The following is a 20995-nucleotide window of genomic DNA, read 5'->3' on the forward strand; positions in this document are numbered from 1 at the left end:
ATCAAGGATCATAATGCGGTGCAGGAAGAAAAGTTTTTGAATGTGTTAAAATCCAGAATGGTAGATGGGATCATTTATGTCAGTTCGGATTATGCGACCAGTAACAAGCTACTTGCAGATTTATCAATCCCAGTTGTATTTATTGACCGTAAGATTGAAAAGAGTGGTAATATGGGAAGTGTGCAGATTGATAATTATCAGGCTATGAAGGAAGTCGCTGAGTATATCAGTAAAAAAGGATGCAATGGATCGGATTGAAAATATTCTTGGATTTAAGAGATTTGAGCGTCACGTTGGATAAAAAAAGAAGAGTAGAAAGATGCTGCAAAGTTATCAAAACAGATAACAGAGCGGCATCTTTTGTTATTTGAAAAATGATTAAAATATATAACAGAAAATTATAAGCCGATTTGTACTTTAGTCTACAAATTCAGATGCCGGCGTGATATACTGTATGGAAAAGTTATGAAATATCTGGTATCAAAACGGAAGCAAGGAGGAAAGAAAAAGTATGAACAATTTTTTGCCACAGAAGAGGGGAATGCAGGTTGCCTGGATCATAGTGGGCTGTCTGATCTACGCAGTTGGTCTGAATGTATTTATTATCCCTATGAATTTATACAGCGGGGGAGCAGTTGGTCTTGCACAGCTGTTAAGTTATGGAGCAGGACAGATCGGGATTAAGGAAATTGCAGGTCTGAACCTGTATGGTATCATTTATTTACTGCTCAACATTCCGATTTTATTTATTGCATGGTTTAAAATCGGAAAGACATTTTTTATAAATACAATCCTTGGAACGGTAGGAATCAGTTTATTTACTTCAATCGTACCAACTCCGGCAACAGCAGTGATCGCTGATCCGGTTATTGGAATCATCATCGGTGGTGTTGTAACCGGAGCCGGAATCGGAATCATGCTGACGGCAAAAGGAAGCGGTGGTGGAATAGAGGTTATCGGTATCTGGATGGCGAAAAAATATGCGGGAATGTCCGTTGGAAAACTGGGAACCATCTTCAATCTGATACTGTATGCCATTTATCTTTTAGTTTTTGATATCTCAACGGTGATTTATTCGGTTGTCTACCTGTTCTTCTACACGGTAACTCTGGACAGGATGCATTTTCAGAACATCAATGTGAGAATGCTGATTTTCACGAAGAAGAAGGGAATCGCAGAGGCAATCATGAAAGAAACCGGACGTGGTGTTACGCAGTGGAATGGTGAAGGTGCATTTACGAGTGAAGACAATTATGTTCTGGTGACGATCGTGAATAAATTTGAAGTAGAAGATATCCTGAACATGGTGTATTTACTGGATCCGGAAGCATTTACTACGGTAGATGAAGGGGTTAAGGTGTACGGAAACTTCCAGAAGAGAGTTTAGGAGTCAGGAATAAATGTATAAAATACTGATTGTTGAAGACGATAACACGATCGCAGAGCGGCTGGCATCGCATTTGAAAAAGTGGAATTATAAGACAGTATGTGTACGTGATTTCAAAAATGTAATGGAAGAATTTAAAAAGACAGATCCACAGCTTGTAATCCTGGATATCGGGCTTCCGTTTTACAATGGATTCTACTGGTGCCAGGAGATCCGGAAACTGTCCAATGTGCCGATCATCTTTCTGTCATCGATGAATGACAACATGAATATCGTGATGGCAATGAACATGGGCGGAGATGAGTTTATCGAGAAGCCGTTTGATCTGAATGTAGTGACAGCAAAGGTGCAGGCGGTGCTTAGAAGAGCATATGCACTTCAGGGAACGGCAAATATCATTGAGCATGGAGAAATGCTGCTGAATTTGGGAGATGCATCACTTACAATAGCCGGGCAGAAGATTGAACTCACCAAGAATGAGTTCAAGATCTGTCAGATGTTTTTTGAGAGCGCAGGAAAATTTGTGACCAGAGATGCGATCATGACCAGACTCTGGGAAAGTGACGAATTCATCGATGATAATACACTTACAGTAAATGTGGCGAGACTTCGGAAAAAGCTGGAGGAAGCCGGAATGCATGATGTGATCCGGACAAAGAAAGGAATCGGGTACATGCTGGTATGACAGAGATTTTAAGGGCATTTTGGAAAGAAAAAAGACCGGAGAGAATAGCGGTTCTTGTTTCGGGCATTCTCTTTGCAGTCATCTTCTGGATCTATGAAATTCCGGTGGAGATTGCAGGATATGCGTTCCTTCTGGTGATTTTATGGAATGTGATCTGGTTTACACTTGTTTTCATACGATATGAAAAAAGACAAAGAATACTGGAAGAAAATCAGGGAAAAATCCGGACAGAGGCAGGAGGATTTCCGGAGGCAGAAAGCCGGGAAAGCGAAATGTACCAGGAATTGATCCGGCAGCTTTACGAAGAGAAAAAAGAGCTGGAATCCTCTGTGCAGATTGAAAAACAGGAGCTGTCTGATTATTACAGCATGTGGGTTCATCAGATCAAGACTCCAATTGCAGCACTCGGTGTCCTGATCCAGAGCGGGGAAGAACTGGAAGAAGTACAGGAAAGCCCGAAAGCACAGGAACTTACCCGAAGCATGAAAATGGAGGTGTTCCGGATTGAACAATATGTGGATATGGTACTCACCTATCTCAGAATGGGTTCCGCAACCTCCGATTACGCCTTCCGGATCTGCAGCCTGGAAGAAATCGTCCGCCAGGCAGTCCGCAAATATTCCCAGATGTTCATCATGACCAGGACAAGACTTCACCTTGAAATCCAGGATCAGAAGATCCTGACCGATGAAAAGTGGCTGACCTTCGTCATCGAACAAATTCTCTCCAATGCAGTTAAATACGCAAGAGGCGGAGAAATATCAATCTACACAGAAGAAAAAACTCTGGTGATCTCCGATAACGGAATCGGCATTGCAGAAGAGGATCTCCCAAGAATCTTCGAAAAAGGCTTTACCGGCTACAATGGAAGAGCGAATAAAAAATCCACTGGAATAGGATTATATCTCTGTAAGACAATCATAGATCGTCTCCATCATACTATCTGGATTGAATCAAAACCAGAAAAAGGAACAAAAGTATACTTAAATTTTGACCGTGAATCCAGACGAATAGAGTAATGGAGTCTATCGGTACAAAAACGAAAAAACTTCCAACAACGGAACAGAACTATGATTTACTTTTGGGTAAGGATCTATCAGTTGCAAAAAGTTTATCCATTTGAACAAAACAGCCGCCAGAAAAAATAAATATGGAAAATTCCATGTTTGTGCAATGGAGATGAAACACAGGAATCATGGAGGCCATTGCCGAACATGATTCCCGTCCTAAGTGGTTCATCGGAATGGTTTGCACAAAGGAATTTGGAATATTTATTTTTTCTGGCGGCGTCTCTTTCACCAAATGAGTCTTTTCCAACCCGATCCTTACAAAAATGTAAGAAACCCCACACAAATTGTCATTTACTTCGATGGAAGGAAATCCCTTACTTTTTTATAATGACTTTATCAAATAAAAAAGAAGGGCAGGTCATAAAAACCATGGCATTACTTGACGTAAAGAACGTAAAAAAGATATACACAACCCGTTTCGGAGGAAATCAGGTAGAGGCGCTGCATAACGTCAGCTTTTCCGTAGAAGCAGGCGAATATGTAGCAATTATGGGAGAAAGCGGAAGTGGCAAAACTACACTTCTGAATATCCTGGCTGCACTTGATAAGCCGACTGGTGGAAAGGTTTACTTAAAAGGGAATGATCTCAGCAAGATCCGGGAAAAAGAGATGGCAGCATTCCGGCGGCAGAATCTTGGATTCGTCTTTCAGGATTTCAACCTTTTGGATACACTAACCCTGAAGGATAATATTTTCCTTCCGCTGGTTTTGTCTGGAAAGAAATACACGGAAATGGAGAGTCGGATCGCGCCGATCGCAGAGCAGTTGGGAATCAGTAAGCTTCTGAACAAATATCCATATGAAGTATCCGGTGGACAGAAGCAGAGAGCAGCCATTGCACGTGCTCTGATCACACAACCGCAGCTGATCCTTGCCGATGAACCGAGCGGTGCGCTTGATTCCAGATCGACGGATGAGCTTCTGGGACTCTTTAATGCGATCAACGATAACGGGCAGACGATTGTCATGGTAACGCACAGTGTCAAAGCAGCGAGCACGGCAAAGAGAGTCCTCTTCATCAAGGATGGGGAAGTTTTTCATCAGCTTTACCGTGGCAATCTGACCAGTGACGAGATGTACCAGAAGATCACCGACACCTTGACGGTTCTCACTACAGGAGGTGAGCACCGTGAATAGATCGATTTATACAAAGCTTGCCATTTCCAATCTGAAAAATAACCGGAAGACATATATTCCCTATGTACTGACTGCCATTTTAACGGTGATGATGTATTATATGATGGCGAATCTGGCGGCAAATTCGCCAATGAACCAGGAAGCATTACAGATTATTTTAAGTCTGAGTGTTCATGTAATAGAAACATTTGCACTGATCTTTCTGTTTTACACCAACAGTTTTCTGATCAAAAGAAGGAAAAGAGAAATCGGAGTGTATCATATTCTCGGAATGGGGAAACCGCAGCTTGCGAAAATGCTGGTGATCGAGACGGTTGTAACCGGTGCGGTCAGTATCCTGGGTGGAATCTTTTTCGGAACTGCGCTTGCAAAGCTGATGTATGCACTTTTGAAAAGAATGATTCATTATGACGATAAACTGGCATTTCGGATGTCATGGGAGATTGCCGGAAATACCGTTCTCTTTTTCACACTGATCTTTGCATTGACTCTGATCTATAATCTTTTGCAGATCCGGCTTGCCAATCCAATCGATCTTCTGCATGCGGGAAGTCAGGGCGAGCGCGAGCCAAAAACCAAATGGTTCCTGACTATGGCTGGAATCATTTTCCTTGGAATCGGTTATTACATTGCGATTACGACAAAAGAACCACTTAAGGCGCTTCAACTTTTCTTTGTCGCAGTAATCTGTGTCATTATCGGAACCTATGCGCTTTTTACAGCAGGAAGTATTGCTTTTTTAAAGCTGCTTCGGAAAAACAAAAATTTCTATTATAAAACAAAGCATTTTACATCCGTATCCGGCATGCTTTACCGAATGAAGCAGAATGCAGTCGGGCTGTCAAATATTTGTGTACTCAGTACTATGGTTCTGGTGATCATTTCGTCTACCGTATCTTTGTACATTGGAAAGGAGGATGTCTTAAGAACAAGGTATCCGCAGGAAGTGTATATCACAAATTCGGTATCTGATGATGTGGAAAATAAGAAGCTGCATGACATGGTGGAAAAGATCTGCCGGGATAATCAGGTAGAGATCACAGATGAGAAGAGCTGGCATATGGCAGAGCTTGTTAAGATAAAAAACGGAGAAGAATATACTTCTGCTATGATAAAGGATAATTCGTCATCTGATATAGTGTTTTTTGATGTGATTAGGTTGGCAGATTATAATCAGCTGACAGGCGAAAGGATGGAGCTTGGGGATAAGGAAGCTATTCTTTTTACAAATGGGGAAAATTACGGAAAGGATAAGATCAGGATTGATGAGGAAACATGGATGGTCAAGAAGGAACTGGATACTGCACCTTTTGGAAAGAAGAGTGATTCTAATACAGAAAATGTATATTATATGATCGTCAGTGATGAAAAAGAGTTTATGAAAGATTATCTGGAAAAATACCAGCTCGAGGCAGAGGACAAACCGGTAAAATGGAGGGAGTCATTCAATTTAAGGGGCAGCGAAGATCAGAAGCTGAAAGCTGTCAAAGAGCTGAAAGCACAGGCAGAAAGTGAATTTGAACATACTGGCGTACAGGGAAGATATCTTGAAAAAGAGACTTTCTTTGGTCTGTATGGCGGTGTATTTTTTATTGGAATGTATCTTGGAAGCCTGTTCCTGATGGCAACGGTGCTGATCATTTATTACAAACAGATTTCCGAAGGCTTTGATGACAGAGAACGCTATCAGATCATGCAGAAGGTAGGGATGAGCAAACGCGAGGTCAAAAGCTCGATCCGCAGCCAGATCCTGATGGTATTCTTCCTGCCGCTTGCGATGGCAATCATCCATATTGCAGTTGCATTTCCGGTGATCACAAAGCTTTTAGCCATATTTTATCTGAAAAATACAAAGCTGTTCTTCGGATGCACTGCCGGTACAGTGGGAATCTTTGCCGTCTTTTATGTGATCGTATTTGTGATAACAGCAAAAGAATATTATAAAATCGTTGAATAGAAGAAAAAGACAAAAAGGTGACGAAAGTCATCTTTTTGTCGTATACAGAGGTATTTCTTGCTAAGAACGACCGTTCTGTAGTAGAATACAGATAGACTAATTGAAAAGGATTGCGAGAGTGCAAAGCACGTAGCAATCTGGTATCAAAAGGGTTAAAATACCTTTTGACCTCAACATCATTGAAAAGATAAAATTACAGAAAGCAAGGGATGTATAAATGATAGAAAAAGGGCTGGTATATGGAAGATTTCAGATTCTGCATCTCAAACATGTGGAATATATTCTGGCGGCAAAGATGCGCTGCAAAAGGCTTTATATAGGAATCACTATGTCGGATGATCTGCACGTATCAGGGGGGGAGGAAGACAATTACCGGGTAAGACGGAGCGCTAATCCTCTGACTTATATTGAGCGTTATGAGATGCTTCGTGATACGTTGCTCAGTTTCGGAGTGCCGAGAGAAGAGTTTGAGATCATCCCATTTCCGATTGACAGAGTGGAATATCTGGGGCAGTATCTGCCGGAGGGTGCGGTCTGCTTTATGAGTATCTGTGATGAATGGACTGCGAACAATGAGAAGCGTTTTGAGAAGCTTGGAATTCCGGTGGAAGTTCTCTGGAGAAGGACTAAAGAGGAAAAAGGGGTATCAGGTTCCCAGATCCGGCAGAGGATCCTGGCAGATGAAAAGTGGGATGATCTGGTGCCAAAGACCGTTTTTGATTATGTTCTTTCGCACGGAATTGATGACAGGATCAAGTTTTCAAAATAAAGGAGAAGCTGAAAATGCAGGATTGGGAAAGATTTGGAGAAGAGATCAGACGAACCGTGCAGGATGCTGTAGACTCGCAGGATTACCGGAGGCTGAACCAGACGATCACGGATACGATCAACCGGGCAGTGAACGGTGCGGTAAATGGCGCAGAACAGGGCATGCGTTCTTTTGGAAATGCGTTTGATCAGGCAACGAGAAATATGGGAAGAGGTCCGGGAGGACCGCGTAGAAGATATGGACAGATGGGCGGGGCTGACAGATGGGGAAGACCGCCTGGAGGAGGTGTACCTCCGTTTGGAACTTACAGGTGGAGCGGAACGGATGGAAATGGAAGAGCATGGAATCCGGATATGCAGGACTATAAGGCGGAATCAAAGGGCAGCAGCCGGTATGGATACAGCAATGCACAGCAGTCACCTGTCTTGTATGGATCGACGACGGGAACAAAGGCAGGCGGAATTGTCATGATCGCAGCAGGCGGAAGCATGGCACTTATATTTCTGATTCTGTTCCTTGCATCTTGTATTGCTTCTTTGCCGGAAAGTCCGGGGGCTTTATGGATCATGCGTGCGGTATTTGGACTGTTTACGGCAGCAAGTGGCATGATCACAGGATGGGGCATTAAGCTTCTGAAACAGGTTGGAAGATTCAAGAACTATAGCCGCAGGATTGCAGGCAGAGAGTATTGCAATATTTCGGAGATCGGAAGCAATTCCGGAAAATCCATAAAATTTGTGACAAAGGATCTGGAAAGAATGATTTCCAAAGGCTGGTTCCGTCAGGGGCACATGGATGGTGAGAAGAAATGCCTGATCTTGTCAAACCGTGCTTATGAAGAATATTTACAGATCGAAACCCGCAGACAGCAGTCGAAAGCGGAAGAGCCGGTAAAGAAAGAAGAGAAGACACAGGAAAATACAAAAGAAAAAGAAGCAAAGAATGAAAAGCTGGCACCGGAGGTGCAGAAGATCATTGACCAGGGGGATGCTTTTATCAGAAAGATCCACGAGTGTAATGAAGCCATTCCGGGAGAAGAGATTTCCGCAAAGATCAGCCGGATGGAGATGCTGGTAGACCGGATCTTCGACCGGGTGGAAGAAAATCCACAGTCAGTTTCGGATATCCGTAAGCTGATGGAATATTATCTTCCGACGACGATCAAGCTTCTGGAAGCATATGAACAGCTTGACAGACAGCCGGTTGATGGAGAAAATATCCAGACTGCAAAACGTGAGATTGAGGCAACGCTCGATACTTTAAATACGGCGTTTGAGAAGCTTTTGGATGACCTGTTTCAGGATACCATGTGGGATGTCTCATCGGATATTTCCGTATTGAATACCATGCTTGCACAGGAAGGTCTGAAAGAGGACGGAATGAAAAAATAAAGTCGCAGGAGGAAGAAGAGTATGAACGATTTTGAAGAATTTAATGTGACACCGGAGCTGACGCTGGATCCGTTCCAGGAAGAAAAAAAAGAGACTCCGCAGATTTATCAGGAGGCAGAACCGGAAACACCGGAGATCGTCCTGACACCGGAAGAAAAGAATATGGTCAGTGCATTTGCAGAAAAAATTGATCTCGCCAATTCGAACATGATTCTTCAGTACGGAGCCGGAACCCAGAAGAAGATCGCAGATTTTTCAGAAAAAGCACTGGAAAATGTAAAAACAAAAGATCTTGGAGAGGTTGGCACACTGTTAAGTGATGTGGTGACAGAACTGAAAGGATTTGATGAGGAAGAGGAAAAAGGATTTCTCGGAATCTTCAAAAAAGGCGGAAACAAGATCCAGGCAATGAAAGCCAAATATGCAAAAGCAGAAACCAATGTAAACAATATTGTCAAAGCACTGGAATCTCACGAAGTGCAGCTTATGAAAGACATTGCGCTTCTGGACAAGATGTATGAAGTGAACCTGACATATTATAAAGAATTGGCCATGTATGTGCTTGCCGGAAAGCAGAAGCTTGCCGAGACAAGAAACGGCGAACTACAGGAACTGAAGAATAAAGCGATGGCAAGTGGACTTGCCGAGGATGCACAGGCAGCAAAAGATCTGGATTCCAGATGTGAACGTTTTGAGAAAAAGCTGCATGATCTGGAACTGACCAAGACAATCGCCATGCAGACCGCACCACAGATCCGTCTGGTACAGGGAAACGACACAATGATGGCAGAAAAAATCCAGTCTACACTCGTCAATACGATCCCACTCTGGAAAAGCCAGATGGTACTCGCCCTTGGTGTAGAACATTCCGCACAGGCAGCCGCAGCCCAGAGAGAGGTCAACGATATGACCAATGAACTCTTGCGCAAGAACGCAGAAAAGCTGAAGATTGCTACTGTAGAGACTGCCAAAGAATCCGAGCGTGGAATCGTAGATATTGAAACCTTAAAAGCAACCAATGAATCGCTGATCGCAACCTTCGATGAAGTCATGCAGATCCAACAGGAAGGCCGCCAGAAACGTCAGCAGGCAGAGGTGGAAATGCAACGCATCGAAGCTGAACTGAAAGCGAAGCTGTTACAGGTCCAGGGGTAAGCGTTTGGTGGATGACATACAGGCCGGAACAAGTAGATTCTGTTTTTTTATGAGGAGAAAGCGGCGAAGAGTCCGTAGGTAAAAAGGCAGCCGGTAATTTTGGATACCGGACTGATTCGCTGAATAATCTTGATGATTATTCGGCTCAGCAGTCCTCTGGATTTCGTGTATGAAACACGAAACCAGATCCAAATTACCGGCTGCCTTTTTACAACGGACCCTAATCGCCGCTTTCTAACATAAAAAAACAGAATCTACTTGTCCCTGCCTTGCTGTATTCCACGGGGGGACGCCTAGAGGCTGCCCCCGTTATGGGGTGGGTGCGAGTGAATGGAATAGTAGATAGTAGGAATAAAGTGCTTGTGTGAATGTTTCTGAAATTAAAAGTTATCAAGACATAGACATAAAGGACTCCGTTTTCTGTGATTAGAAACGGTGCTAGAGTCCGTTAGAAAAAATGCACCAGTAATTCGGATCTGGTTTCGTGCTACAAGCACGAAATCCAGAGGGCTGCTGAGTGGAATAATCATCAGGATTATTCCGCGAATCAGCCCGGTATCCAAATTACTGGTGCATTTTTTCTCTACGGACTCTTCACCATTTCTACCCACAGAAAACGGAGTCCTTTATGTCGTCCCTTTTGTACATTTATTCAATAACAGTTCCGGTTTTACCCTTCAGAGCATCTTTCAGAGTATCAAAAGAAGTAATCAGAGCACTTCTTCCCTCTTTCTTTTCTATGAATCCTACGGATGCCTGGAATTTTGGAAGCATGTTGTAGATTCCGAAGTGTCCTTCATCCATATACTGCTTAGCCTGTTCTACGGAGATATTATCGAGTTCTTCTTCATCTTCTTTTCCGTGGTTTAAGCATACCTTTTCCACACTGGTCAGGATGATGAGTTCATCAGCATCAATCTGTTCAGCAAGCTTGCCGGCAGTAAGGTCTTTTTCGATGACTCCGCTGGCACCTTTGAGGTGATTGTTCTGCTGGAGTACCGGGATTCCGCCACCACCGCAGGCGATTACGATATGTCCTGCATCGGTAAGGGTGCGGATGGCATCAACTTCTACGATATCAACCGGGTTTGGAGAAGCAACGACACGGCGGAAGCCCTGACCAGGAACTTCTACTACATAATTGCCCTTTTTACGTTCAGCGGCAGCGTCTTCTGCGTTCATGATACGTCCGACAATCTTGGTTGGTGTATAGAATGCTTCGTCATATGGATCAACAGTTACCTGTGTGATAACGGTGCATACGCTGCGATAGATGCCGCGTCCGATCAGTTCTTCGCGAATCGCATTCTGCAGGTCGTATCCGATGTAACCCTGCGACATAGCAGAGCAGACTGACATCGGAGAAGCGGTATAATCCGGATGATTGGTGCTGAATTCGTTCATAGCAGTATGGATCATACCAACCTGAGGTCCATTACTGTGTGTGATTACTACCTGGTATCCTTCTTCAACAAGATCTGCAATGGAAACTGCAGTTTTTTTAACGGCAACCTTCTGCTCTGGAAGTGTGGTTCCGAGTGCGCGGTGTCCTAATGCAACAACAACTTTTTTCTTCATATTACATCCCTCTGTTTCTCAGAATTTGAATTGTCTGCGTATGAAAAACATATAACGCAGACAACAGCGATAAAAAATATATAAAAATTATAGTATTTTTTTATGGAAATTGCAATCATTAGTTGGCAAAAATGCACAGTATAAAAAGGAATTACTGGTGGGCAGAAGCTAAATGGCACAAGGACGGAGATTTTTAGAAAACATGCTGACAACAAGGGGAGATGTTCATATAATATAATAAGAAGTCCGATGGATGGTGCAGTATGAAAGAGGAACGGATTCGATTTTGCGGATTAAAAGAACGTGAGGTCATCAACATATGTGACTGCAAGCGGCTCGGGTTTGTTGCAGATCTGCAGATCAATATCTGTTCAGGGTGTGTGGAAGCATTGATCGTACCGGGACCGGGAAGAATCTGTGGATTTCTTGGGTATGATGCGGAGTATATTATTCCGTTTGAGTGTATTCGCAGGATTGGAGAGGATATTATTCTTGTGGAAATTAAAGAGGACAAATGTCTGAAGCCGTGTAAATAAGAAGATGTTGGGGTCAAAAGGTATTTTGCCCCCTTTGATACCAGATTGCTACGTGCTTTGCACTCTCGCACTCCTCAAAAACATTCGTAATCCGCTCATTTTTCCTAAAAAAATGGCTACTTACTCATGTTTTTGGCGGGGCAAGAGGTCAAAAATCCTCTTGCAAGCAAGCTTGCATCGGCTTTCTGACCTTTTGACCCTGGTATCATAAGAATAGTAAAAGAGGAAGAAGAGTACAGACTGCTCAGTGAAATAAATGAGAACAAGTAAAAAGACAAAGGAGAGAAGAAAAATGACAGCATTTTTTAAAGAAATCGAGCCGTTCCGGGGAAACGGAAACGAAAATGAAAAGGGACAGACGCTGGAAGAATTTCTGGAAGAGTATGATCCTTATAAATATAAGAATCCTTGTGTGACAACGGATGCAGTTATATTCTCCTGCAAAAGAAAGGTAGTGGACGGAGAATGGAAAGTTCTGATGGTGAAAAGGCGGAATCATCCGAGCATTGGCTGGTGGGCGCTGCCGGGTGGGTTTATTGAACTTCATGAGAATCTGGAAGATACGGCAAGAAGAGAACTGACCGAAGAGACCGGCGTGGCGGATCTTCCGATGGAGCAGTTTGCAGTCTATGGGAATGTGACCCGTGATCCGAGGGCACGGATTATTACATCGGCATATCTTTCGGTTGTGGATGAAGGGCAGGTAAAGGTGCAGGCTGGTGACGATGCGGCGGATGCAAAGTGGATGCAGCTTCATTGTCAGACAGAATCGGTGAAGGAGGATGGAGATTGGAAGAGAACCATTTATCGACTGGTATTGGAAAATAAAGAAGCAGAGCTTACAATTTCGGCGATCGTTGAAAAAAAGGAAAGAAGTGGACTGGTAAGAGAGACTTATTATAAGGTAAAAGAATCGGACCGGATCGCCTGTGACCATGCGGCACTGATCGTACAGGCATGGAAGCTGGTGGAAAGCCGGCTTATATAGCTTTTTGATAAAGTGTGAATTTGTTGACAACCCTGTATACAGGATTTATACTATAGACATTAAAAATGTGCGTGATTCGGCAGTAGAATCAATCAAGAACCAGACAGGAGGAAAAAAGATGAAGTGCCCGTATTGTGGTAACATTGATACAAGAGTCATCGACTCAAGACCGGCAGATGACGGAACGACGATCAGAAGGAGAAGATCCTGTGATGCGTGCAACAAGCGTTTTACAACCTATGAGAAGGTGGAGACCATACCGCTGATCGTGATCAAGAAGGACAACAACCGGGAGCAGTATGACCGTACTAAGCTGGAAGGCGGAGTACTCCGGGCGTGCTATAAACGTCCGGTAGCGGCAGCAGATATTCAGGCAACGATCGACTCGATCGAGACAGCGATTTTCAGCCGGGAAGAGAAAGAAATTCCGAGCAGCCAGATCGGTGAGATTGTTATGGAAAGCCTGAAAAAGCTGGATCCGGTTGCTTATGTACGTTTTGCATCGGTATACAGGGAATTTAAAGACGTGAATACCTTCATGGATGAACTGAAGAAAATATTAGAATAAAAGGGGAAAGACAAATGGAACGGAAAAAGACAGTATTGCTCTGCGTGACCGGCGGTATCGCGGCGTACAAGATTGCAACACTGGCAAGTATGCTGGTAAAGACAGGATACGATGTGAAAGTTGTGATGACACAGAATGCAACGAATTTTATCAATCCGCTGGTATTTGAGACGCTGACACAGCATAAGTGCCTGATTGATACATTTGACCGCAATTTTGAGTACAGTGTGGAGCATGTGACACTGGCAAAATGGGCAGATATTGTGATGATCGCACCTGCCACGGCAAATGTGATCGGCAAGCTGGCACACGGGATTGCAGATGATATGCTGACTACGACTGTGATGGCATGTGCCGAATGTAAGAAGATCCTTGCACCGGCGATGAATACAAGAATGTATGAGAATCCGGTCGTACAGGATAATTTAAAACTTCTGGAGCATTATGGATATGAAGTGATTCAGCCGGCAAGTGGACATCTGGCATGCGGAGATAACGGAGCCGGGAAGATGCCGGAAGCGGAGACTTTGTATGAATATATTTACCGGGATACTGCTTATGAGAAAGATCTGACCGGAAAGAAAATTCTTGTCACAGCAGGACCTACAAGAGAAGCAATCGACCCGGTGCGCTACATTACGAATCACTCATCCGGTAAGATGGGATATGCTCTTGCACGCGTTGCTGTGGCAAGAGGAGCGGATGTTACGCTTGTCACCGGACCGACAGAGATCAAAAAGCCGATGTTTGTGAAGATTGTTCCGGTCACGACTGCAAAGGAAATGTTCGAGGCGGTAAAGGAAGAGGCAGCAGATGCAGACATTGTGTGTAAAGCAGCAGCGGTTGCAGATTACCGGCCAAAGCATATTGCGGATGAAAAGGTGAAAAAATCGGACAGTGAGATGAGTCTGGAACTGGAAAAGACAGACGATATTCTGAAATATCTCGGAGAGCACAGAAAAGACGGACAGTTCCTGTGTGGATTTTCGATGGAAACCGAGAATATGGTTGAAAATTCCAGAAAGAAGCTTGAAAAGAAGAAGCTGGATATGATCGCGGCAAATAATCTTAAAGTTGCCGGAGCAGGATTTCAGGGCGATACAAATCAGATGACGCTGATCACGAAGGAAGATGAGACTGCACTTCCAATGATCAGCAAGGAAGAGACAGCAGCTTGTATTCTGGACAAGATTCTGGAGTGTATGAATAAATAAAAAAGCCAAAATGTATTGTATCTCGTAAAGAGAATAGTAACAGGAGGAAAAGAAAAATGAATCAAGGCAATGAACGTACTACATCCATGTCCAAAACAAAAGGACTCGTACAGATGGCAATCTTTGCAGCACTTATTGTAGTGCTGGCATTCACCCCGTTTATCGGATATATCCCATTGGGATTTACAAGGGCAACGATCATCCATATCCCGGTGATCATGGGATCTCTGATGCTTGGACCGAAGAAGGGCGCAGCGCTTGGAGGCGTGTTTGGTCTTACAAGTTTTATCAATAATACGATAAATCCGACATTGACATCATTCGTATTTACCCCATTTTACAGTTTGGGTGAATACAGTGGAGGGATCGGAAGTCTGATCATCTGTTTTGTGCCACGTATTTTGATCGGTGTAGTACCGTTTTATGTTTACCGTCTGGTTAAGAAGCTTTCAAAAAACAATGGAGTATCCTCTGTTGGACTGATTGCGGCAGGACTTTCCGGAGCACTGACCAATACGCTTCTTGTCATGAATCTTATTTTTGTATTTTTCAGAAATGATTATGCGGCAGCCAATGGTATTACCGTAAAGGCGGTATATGGATTTATTCTGAGCATTATCGGAATCAATGGGATTCCGGAGGCGATTGTAGCGGCGGTGATCACGCTGGTACTTGGGAAAACACTGATGAAAAAAGGGGTACAGGAAAGATTAGGAGTGTAAAAAATGATACTTGCGATTGATATAGGAAATACAAATATTGTACTTGGATGTGTGGATGACAACAAAACCTATTTTATCGAAAGACTTTCCACGATCAAGACAAAGATGGAACTGGAATATGCGATTGATATCAAGATGGTTCTGGATATTCACGGAATCAAACCGGAGAAGCTGGAAGGAGCGATCATCAGCTCGGTAGTTCCGCAGATTACATATGTTGTAAAAGAGGCGGCAGAAAAGATTCTGAAAAAAGAGACACTGGTCATCGGACCTGGCGTGAAGAACGGACTCAATATCCTGATGGATAATCCGGCACAGCTCGGAAGTGATCTGGTGGCAAATGCAGTTGCCGGAATTGCAGAATACAAAGCACCGATGATGATTTTCGATCTGGGAACGGCGACAACAGTTAGTGTGATCGATGAAAAGAAAAATTATATCGGAGGCATGATCTATCCGGGAGTGAATATTTCACTGAACGCCCTGACGGAAAATGCATCCCAGCTTCAGGGAATCGGTCTGGAAGCACCGAAGCGGATTGTCGGAAAGAATACGATCGAATGTATGAAGAGTGGTGTTCTCTATTCCAGTGCAGCGGCGATCGATGGAATTATTGACCGGATTGAGGAAGCGATTGGACAGCCGATGACTGCAATCGCAACAGGTGGACTTTCCAAGAAGATTGTTCCGTACTGCAAGAGAGAGGTCATACTGGATGACGATCTGCTCCTGAAAGGACTTCTGATCATTTACCGGAAAAACAGATAACAGAAAGGTGACAGGGACGAGGACTTATAAAGTTTTCGCCCCTTTTATAAAAGGATGAATACTTACCGGATAACAGTTGCCTATGATGGAACGGCGTATCGTGGATGGCAGAGACAGGAGAATACGGAACTTACTGTACAGGGAATTCTGGAACGGCGGATTTCAGAAATTGTAGGGAAAAAGATGGTGGTCAGTGGTTCAGGAAGAACGGATAGTGGTGTACATGCGTTAGGGCAGGAGTGCAGTCTGTATCTGGAACAAGAAATTGATATGGACAGTTTTAAGAAGCAGTTAAATGCACTTCTCCCGGAAGATATCAGAGTGTTGGATATCAGCAGAGAAAAACGGGATTTTCATGCAAGAAAGAGTGCGGTCGGGAAATGCTATGAGTATCAGATCGATCTGCGTGACAAGATGGAAGTATTTCATCGGAAATACCGGTTTCATTTTCCACATCCGGTCGATATCGCTGCGATGGAAAAAGCAGCAGAGTATCTGATGGGAACCCACGATTTTTCCGCCTTTACGGATTTGAAAGAGGACAAAGATACGGTACGGACGATTTATGCGGTTGGGATCGTGTATGAAAAGGATACACTTACGTTATCGTGGATCGGAGATGGATTTTTATATCATATGGTCCGGATACTTACCGGAACGCTTCTGGATGTGGGAATCGGGAAAATAAAAGCGGAAGAGATACCGGAGATTCTGAAAGCGAAAGACCGGAAGAAATCTGGTTTTCCGGCACCGGCGAAGGGACTGTTTTTAGGTCGTGTTTTTTATACAGAAGCGGAGCTTAAAAAAGCGGTACAGAAGATCAGCGAAAAATAAAAACCAAAGAAATGGAGGAAAGAGAAGAGATGAAGTTTATTTCATGGAATGTAAATGGAATCCGTGCATGTGTGCAGAAAGGATTTATGGATTTTTTTAAAGAGGCAGATGCGGATATTTTCTGTCTGCAGGAGACAAAGATGCAGGAAGGGCAGCTTGTACTTGATCTGCCGGAATATCACCAGTACTGGAACTCGGCTGTGAAAAAAGGATACTCAGGGACTGCAATTTTTACAAAGAAAGAGCCGTTATCGGTTACTTACGGACTTGGGATAGAAGAACATGATCAGGAAGGGCGCGTGATCACACTGGAATTTGAGGATTTTTATTTTATTACCGTGTATACACCGAACTCCCAGAGCGAACTGGCAAGACTTGACTACCGTATGACCTGGGAAGATGCGTTTCTTGCTTATCTTAAGAAGCTGGAAGAGACAAAACCGGTGATCTTCTGTGGAGATTTGAATGTGGCACACAAAGAAATTGATCTGAAGAATCCAAAGACCAACCGGAAGAATGCCGGATTTACAGATGAAGAGCGAGCAAAATTCTCAGCACTTCTGGATGCGGGATTCATTGATACTTACCGCTATTTCTATCCGGATAAAGAAGGAATTTACTCCTGGTGGTCCTACCGGTTTAAGGCAAGAGAAAAGAATGCAGGTTGGCGTATCGATTACTTCTGTACATCAAAAGCACTGGAAAGCAGGTTGGAAGATGCGAAGATTCTGACAAATGTATTTGGGTCTGACCACTGTCCGGTGGAACTGGATTTTAAGTAGGGGTGAGATCGATAAGCTGCGACATCAAATTGTAAAAAAATAAACTGATCAGATTCACTTTTGTGCGATGGAAACTGATCAGTTTATTTTTTTACAATTTTTCGTTCAGGGATAGTGGATGATTCTGTTTGAGGGAATATATAAAATTCTGCCTGCATATAAATATACATGGGTAATTTAGCTTTTGGGATGAGGAGGGACATGTATGGAACGGATTGGAAGTATCTGGACGATGATAGTTCGGTATTTGCTGCTGGTGATGTTTGGTGGAGTGATTGTCTGGGTGTGCAATAGTGCAGGAATATCGATTTACGCAGATGATGGGGAGACACCAGATGGAGCAGAGCTGATCCGGTTTGATTTTCACAAGTCGGTAAATCAGGAGGTTGGGATCCCGGCAGGAATACCAGGATTTTTCACTTATTTTTATGAAGGAAAAGAATACCATTACGGATTCCGGTTTGACAGAAATGGGACAGGACCAGAGACAGAAAAGTTTGGTACGGCATATGTCTGGGCACCTTATACGGTTATTTATTATGACGCTGCAGGTGGTGAGATCGAGAATTACGGTACGGCAACAGCAGGCGGAAGAAGGCTGTTTGCGACAAGGGGAAATGGTGAAGAGCTTGAAGCCGGGCAGAATAAAGGAAAGAACAAAAGAAAATTTGCGGCAGACTATACTGTGTATGGGCAGAGCCTTCGGTTAAGTGAAGGATGTATGCCAACGGCAGTGAAAGACGGATATCGATTTGAAGGATGGTATGCGTGGACTGATGCTGGAGTTGTGCAGGAAAAAGAACTGGCAGAGCTTGCAAAACAGGAGCAGTATGGGACCCTTGAAGATGAGCTGAATGAGAAATATACGGAGCAGACAAAGCTTCTGGAAAACCGGGAATCCGAAAGATACCCGGCATCCAGTATTACACTTTACGCGAGGTGGGACAAGATCTGGGAGTAGGAGTTAGATATATCCGCCGTCCATACCCAGTATCTGCCCGGTAAGATAGGCAGGGGCATTTGCAAGCTGCCATGCGAGAAGCGCGACTTCTTCTGGTGTCCCGAAACGTCCGGCAGGGATTTCTTCTGCGAGGGCAGCTTTTTCTTCCGCATCCAGAAGATCGTTCATTACGGTATCGATGACACCACAGGCGATCGCATTGACCTGGATATTGCTTGGCGCAAGTTCCTTTGCAAGTGCGCGGGTAAGACCGTTCAGACCGGATTTGGCGGCAGAATAAGCGACTTCACAAGAAGCACCGACAGTTCCCCACATCGAAGAAATATTGATGATGCGTCCGGCTTTCTGATGGATCATGTAAGGAAGTGCTGCGCGGCAGCAGTAAAATGCGGAAGAGAGGTTAGTGGAAATCATTCGGTTCCATTCTTCAATGCTCATATCCGTCAGAAGTCCCATCCATGCGATTCCGGCATTGTTGATGAGTACGTCAAGACCGGAGCCGGACATTTCAATCTGGTCAAAGATACGTCCGACTTCGGATGGAACACCTACATCTCCTGGGAGGATTTCGCAGGAACCGGAGGTTTCCTTTGTGATAAAATCAGCAGTAGCCTGCAATTCACTGATGGATTTGCGGCAGTTTAAAAATACATGCCATCCCTCTTTTGCAAAGTGGATAGCGCAGGCTTTTCCGATTCCACGGGAAGCGCCGGTGACAAGAATCTGTTTTCTGTTCATTTATAAAAACTCCTTTTGCTATTTATAAGAATTACTTTACAGTTGTTTTTTTCTACATAATCAGACAATATTATACACTGATTTTCTTGTGATTTAAAGACGCTGGTGTTATGATAAATATTGAAAAAATGTCATACAGATGCAAGGAGGAAAAACATGGTACAGAAAGCCATTGATTTTGCCACCAAGGTACATGAAGGTCAGTATCGGAAGGGGACCGACAGACCGTATATTGTACATCCGATGGAAGTAGGAAAGATAGTATCCACGATGACACAGGATGAGGAGATCATCAGTGCAGCAATCCTGCATGATACGATCGAGGACTGTGAGGGTGTGGATGCAAATGTGTTAAAAGAGATGTTTTCAGCAAGAGTTGCGGGAATTGTATCACAGGAAAGCGAAGATAAATCCAAGACCTGGATGGAAAGAAAAAGTGCAACCATAGAAAGGCTTAAGACAGCACCAATTGAGGTTCAGATGATCGGACTTGCGGACAAGCTGTCGAATATGCGGGATATTGATCGGGATTATCCTGTATGTGGAGAGGAATTGTGGAACAGATTCCGAATGAAAGACAAAGCAACGATCGGATGGTATTATAAAGGCGTCAGAGAAGCATTACGGGAAGCATTTGCAGAGACGGAAGCATTTGCAGAATACTGTAGTCTGATTGACAAAAATTTTGGATAATAATGAGGTAGAAGAGAGGACAATCAAAGATGAAGAAGATTTTGATGTTAGGTACAGGTGGGACGATCGCATCCCGTCAGACAAAGGATGGACTGGCACCGGGACTGACACCGGAGGATATTTTATCTTATATTCCGGCTGTAAAAAATGTATGTGAGGTTCAGACAAAGCAGGTGTGTAATCTTGACAGCACGAATGTAACACCGGAACACTGGAAAATGATGGTAAAAGCAGTGGAAGACAATTATGCATATTATGATGGGTTTGTAATCTGCCACGGCACGGATACGCTTGCATATACAGCGGCGGCACTTTCTTATATGATACAGAATTCAGCCAAGCCGATTGTTGTTACAGGAGCGCAGAAGCCGATCAATATGGATGTGACAGATGCGAAGACAAATCTGCTGGACAGCTTTATTTATGCGGCGGATGATGATTCCCAGGGGGTCAACCTTGTATTTGACGGAAAGGTAATTGTCGGAACACGTGCAAAGAAAGAGCATGCAAAAAGTTATAATGCATTTTCGAGTATCAATTTTCCGTATCTTGCAGTTATTCAGGATGGTATCCTGGTCCGGTATATTCCGGAGATCCCGTGCCGCCATGCAGTTAAGTTTTATTATGATATGAAAGACAGTGTATATGTATTAAAGCTGATCCCGGGAATGAAGCCGGATATTTTGTCCTATCTGTTTGAACACTATGACTGTCTGGTAATTGAAAGCTTTGGCGTAGGTGGTATTCCGCAGACGCTTGTTCAGGAATTCTATCAGGAGATGGAAAAATGGTCAGGCAAGGGCAAATTTGTCGTGATGACAACACAGGTTGCCAACGAGGGAAGTAATATGACGGTCTATGAAGTCGGGAAAAAAGTTAAGCAGGATTTCAATATGATCGAAGCCTATGATATGACGCTGGAAGCAGTGATCACAAAGCTGATGTGGCTGATGGGAAGAGAAGAACAGGATATGCAGAAAGCATTTTACACGCAGATCAATCACGATATCCTTTTTACAAAGAGAGGATAAAGCAGGTGCAAATAAAAGAGGAAGGATTCCG

The 20995-nt window shown here is 43.7% G+C and carries 22 protein-coding genes; 20 read left to right on the forward strand and 2 right to left on the reverse strand.

The genetic code is table 11. The annotated features are described in order from the left end of the window. The 9 genes from PGW42_RS06240 to PGW42_RS06280 all read left to right on the forward strand — a co-directional run bounded on the left by PGW42_RS06240 (position 1) and on the right by PGW42_RS06280 (position 9551). On the forward strand, positions 1-258 hold the full coding sequence (locus tag PGW42_RS06240) for a hypothetical protein (protein WP_256171008.1): 258 nt from the start codon (positions 1-3) through the stop codon (positions 256-258). Between the two features lie 253 nt (positions 259-511). After that, positions 512-1387, forward strand: coding sequence for a YitT family protein (locus PGW42_RS06245; RefSeq protein ID WP_117557155.1), 876 nt, complete (start codon positions 512-514; stop codon positions 1385-1387). A 13-nt stretch (positions 1388-1400) separates the two neighbouring features. After that, the gene (locus PGW42_RS06250) at positions 1401-2072 is read left to right on the forward strand and encodes a response regulator transcription factor (protein WP_008371417.1); all 672 of its coding nucleotides are present in this window, start codon (positions 1401-1403) and stop codon (positions 2070-2072) included. Next, a complete protein-coding gene (locus PGW42_RS06255) occupies positions 2069-3091 on the forward strand; it encodes a sensor histidine kinase (protein ID WP_117824263.1) in 1023 nt (340 codons plus the stop codon). Before PGW42_RS06250 ends, PGW42_RS06255 begins: the two co-directional genes overlap by 4 nt. Positions 3092-3511: 420 nt before the next feature. Beyond that, entirely contained in the window at positions 3512-4279 is a 768-nt protein-coding gene (locus PGW42_RS06260) for an ABC transporter ATP-binding protein (RefSeq protein WP_055262162.1), read from the forward strand. Next, the gene (locus PGW42_RS06265) at positions 4272-6236 is read left to right on the forward strand and encodes an ABC transporter permease (protein ID WP_117557152.1); all 1965 of its coding nucleotides are present in this window, start codon (positions 4272-4274) and stop codon (positions 6234-6236) included. The genes PGW42_RS06260 and PGW42_RS06265 overlap by 8 nt, the downstream gene beginning before the upstream one ends. Before the next feature lie 217 nt (positions 6237-6453). Continuing rightward, on the forward strand, positions 6454-7005 hold the full coding sequence (locus PGW42_RS06270; RefSeq protein WP_055156041.1) for a hypothetical protein: 552 nt from the start codon (positions 6454-6456) through the stop codon (positions 7003-7005). Between the two features lie 14 nt (positions 7006-7019). Then, on the forward strand, positions 7020-8396 hold the full coding sequence (locus tag PGW42_RS06275) for a 5-bromo-4-chloroindolyl phosphate hydrolysis family protein (RefSeq protein ID WP_270203702.1): 1377 nt from the start codon (positions 7020-7022) through the stop codon (positions 8394-8396). A gap of 21 nt (positions 8397-8417) precedes the next feature. Beyond that, positions 8418-9551: a toxic anion resistance protein gene (locus PGW42_RS06280; protein ID WP_055262143.1), complete on the forward strand. Its 1134-nt coding sequence runs from the start codon at positions 8418-8420 to the stop codon at positions 9549-9551. A 648-nt stretch (positions 9552-10199) separates the two neighbouring features. Here the strand turns inward: PGW42_RS06280 and arcC are convergent. Continuing rightward, positions 10200-11129 carry a carbamate kinase gene (gene arcC / locus PGW42_RS06285; protein ID WP_117557150.1) on the reverse strand — a complete coding sequence of 310 codons (930 nt, stop codon included), beginning with the start codon at positions 11127-11129 and terminating at the stop codon, positions 10200-10202. 278 nt (positions 11130-11407) lie between these two features. On the opposite strand from arcC, the gene PGW42_RS06290 reads away from it, so the two are divergent. From PGW42_RS06290 to PGW42_RS06330, 9 genes are all read left to right on the forward strand, one after another. Further along, the gene (locus tag PGW42_RS06290) at positions 11408-11665 is read left to right on the forward strand and encodes a PRC-barrel domain-containing protein (RefSeq protein ID WP_055156107.1); all 258 of its coding nucleotides are present in this window, start codon (positions 11408-11410) and stop codon (positions 11663-11665) included. A gap of 292 nt (positions 11666-11957) precedes the next feature. Next, entirely contained in the window at positions 11958-12653 is a 696-nt protein-coding gene (locus PGW42_RS06295) for an NUDIX hydrolase (protein WP_270203703.1), read from the forward strand. Between the two features lie 118 nt (positions 12654-12771). Beyond that, positions 12772-13221 carry a transcriptional regulator NrdR gene (gene nrdR, locus PGW42_RS06300; RefSeq protein WP_022220817.1) on the forward strand — a complete coding sequence of 150 codons (450 nt, stop codon included), beginning with the start codon at positions 12772-12774 and terminating at the stop codon, positions 13219-13221. A gap of 14 nt (positions 13222-13235) precedes the next feature. Next, positions 13236-14435 carry a bifunctional phosphopantothenoylcysteine decarboxylase/phosphopantothenate--cysteine ligase CoaBC gene (gene coaBC, locus PGW42_RS06305; protein WP_008371456.1) on the forward strand — a complete coding sequence of 400 codons (1200 nt, stop codon included), beginning with the start codon at positions 13236-13238 and terminating at the stop codon, positions 14433-14435. 56 nt (positions 14436-14491) lie between these two features. Then, positions 14492-15157, forward strand: coding sequence for an ECF transporter S component (locus PGW42_RS06310; protein ID WP_055247641.1), 666 nt, complete (start codon positions 14492-14494; stop codon positions 15155-15157). A 3-nt stretch (positions 15158-15160) separates the two neighbouring features. Then, positions 15161-15925 carry a type III pantothenate kinase gene (locus PGW42_RS06315; RefSeq protein WP_008371460.1) on the forward strand — a complete coding sequence of 255 codons (765 nt, stop codon included), beginning with the start codon at positions 15161-15163 and terminating at the stop codon, positions 15923-15925. 54 nt (positions 15926-15979) lie between these two features. Beyond that, complete coding sequence (truA, locus tag PGW42_RS06320; RefSeq protein ID WP_117557148.1) at positions 15980-16759, forward strand: tRNA pseudouridine(38-40) synthase TruA; 780 nt, start codon at positions 15980-15982, stop codon at positions 16757-16759. Positions 16760-16788: 29 nt separating this feature from the next. Then, the gene (locus PGW42_RS06325) at positions 16789-17541 is read left to right on the forward strand and encodes an exodeoxyribonuclease III (protein WP_022220816.1); all 753 of its coding nucleotides are present in this window, start codon (positions 16789-16791) and stop codon (positions 17539-17541) included. Positions 17542-17746: 205 nt separating this feature from the next. Next, on the forward strand, positions 17747-18502 hold the full coding sequence (locus PGW42_RS06330) for a hypothetical protein (RefSeq protein ID WP_270203704.1): 756 nt from the start codon (positions 17747-17749) through the stop codon (positions 18500-18502). A gap of 3 nt (positions 18503-18505) precedes the next feature. On the opposite strand, the gene ymfI is transcribed toward PGW42_RS06330, so the two are convergent. Continuing rightward, entirely contained in the window at positions 18506-19240 is a 735-nt protein-coding gene (gene ymfI / locus PGW42_RS06335; RefSeq protein WP_270203705.1) for an elongation factor P 5-aminopentanone reductase, read from the reverse strand. A 156-nt stretch (positions 19241-19396) separates the two neighbouring features. Here ymfI and PGW42_RS06340 point away from each other — a divergent pair, with 156 nt between their 5' ends. Both PGW42_RS06340 and PGW42_RS06345 read left to right on the forward strand, forming a co-directional pair. Beyond that, positions 19397-19933: an HD domain-containing protein gene (locus PGW42_RS06340; RefSeq protein ID WP_008371469.1), complete on the forward strand. Its 537-nt coding sequence runs from the start codon at positions 19397-19399 to the stop codon at positions 19931-19933. 29 nt (positions 19934-19962) lie between these two features. Continuing rightward, entirely contained in the window at positions 19963-20964 is a 1002-nt protein-coding gene (locus PGW42_RS06345; RefSeq protein ID WP_022220814.1) for an asparaginase, read from the forward strand. Positions 20965-20995 lie beyond the last annotated feature (31 nt).

The sequence above is a fragment of the Coprococcus sp. TM115-187 genome (assembly GCF_027679115.1).
GTDB lineage: Bacteria > Bacillota > Clostridia > Lachnospirales > Lachnospiraceae > Allocoprococcus > Allocoprococcus comes.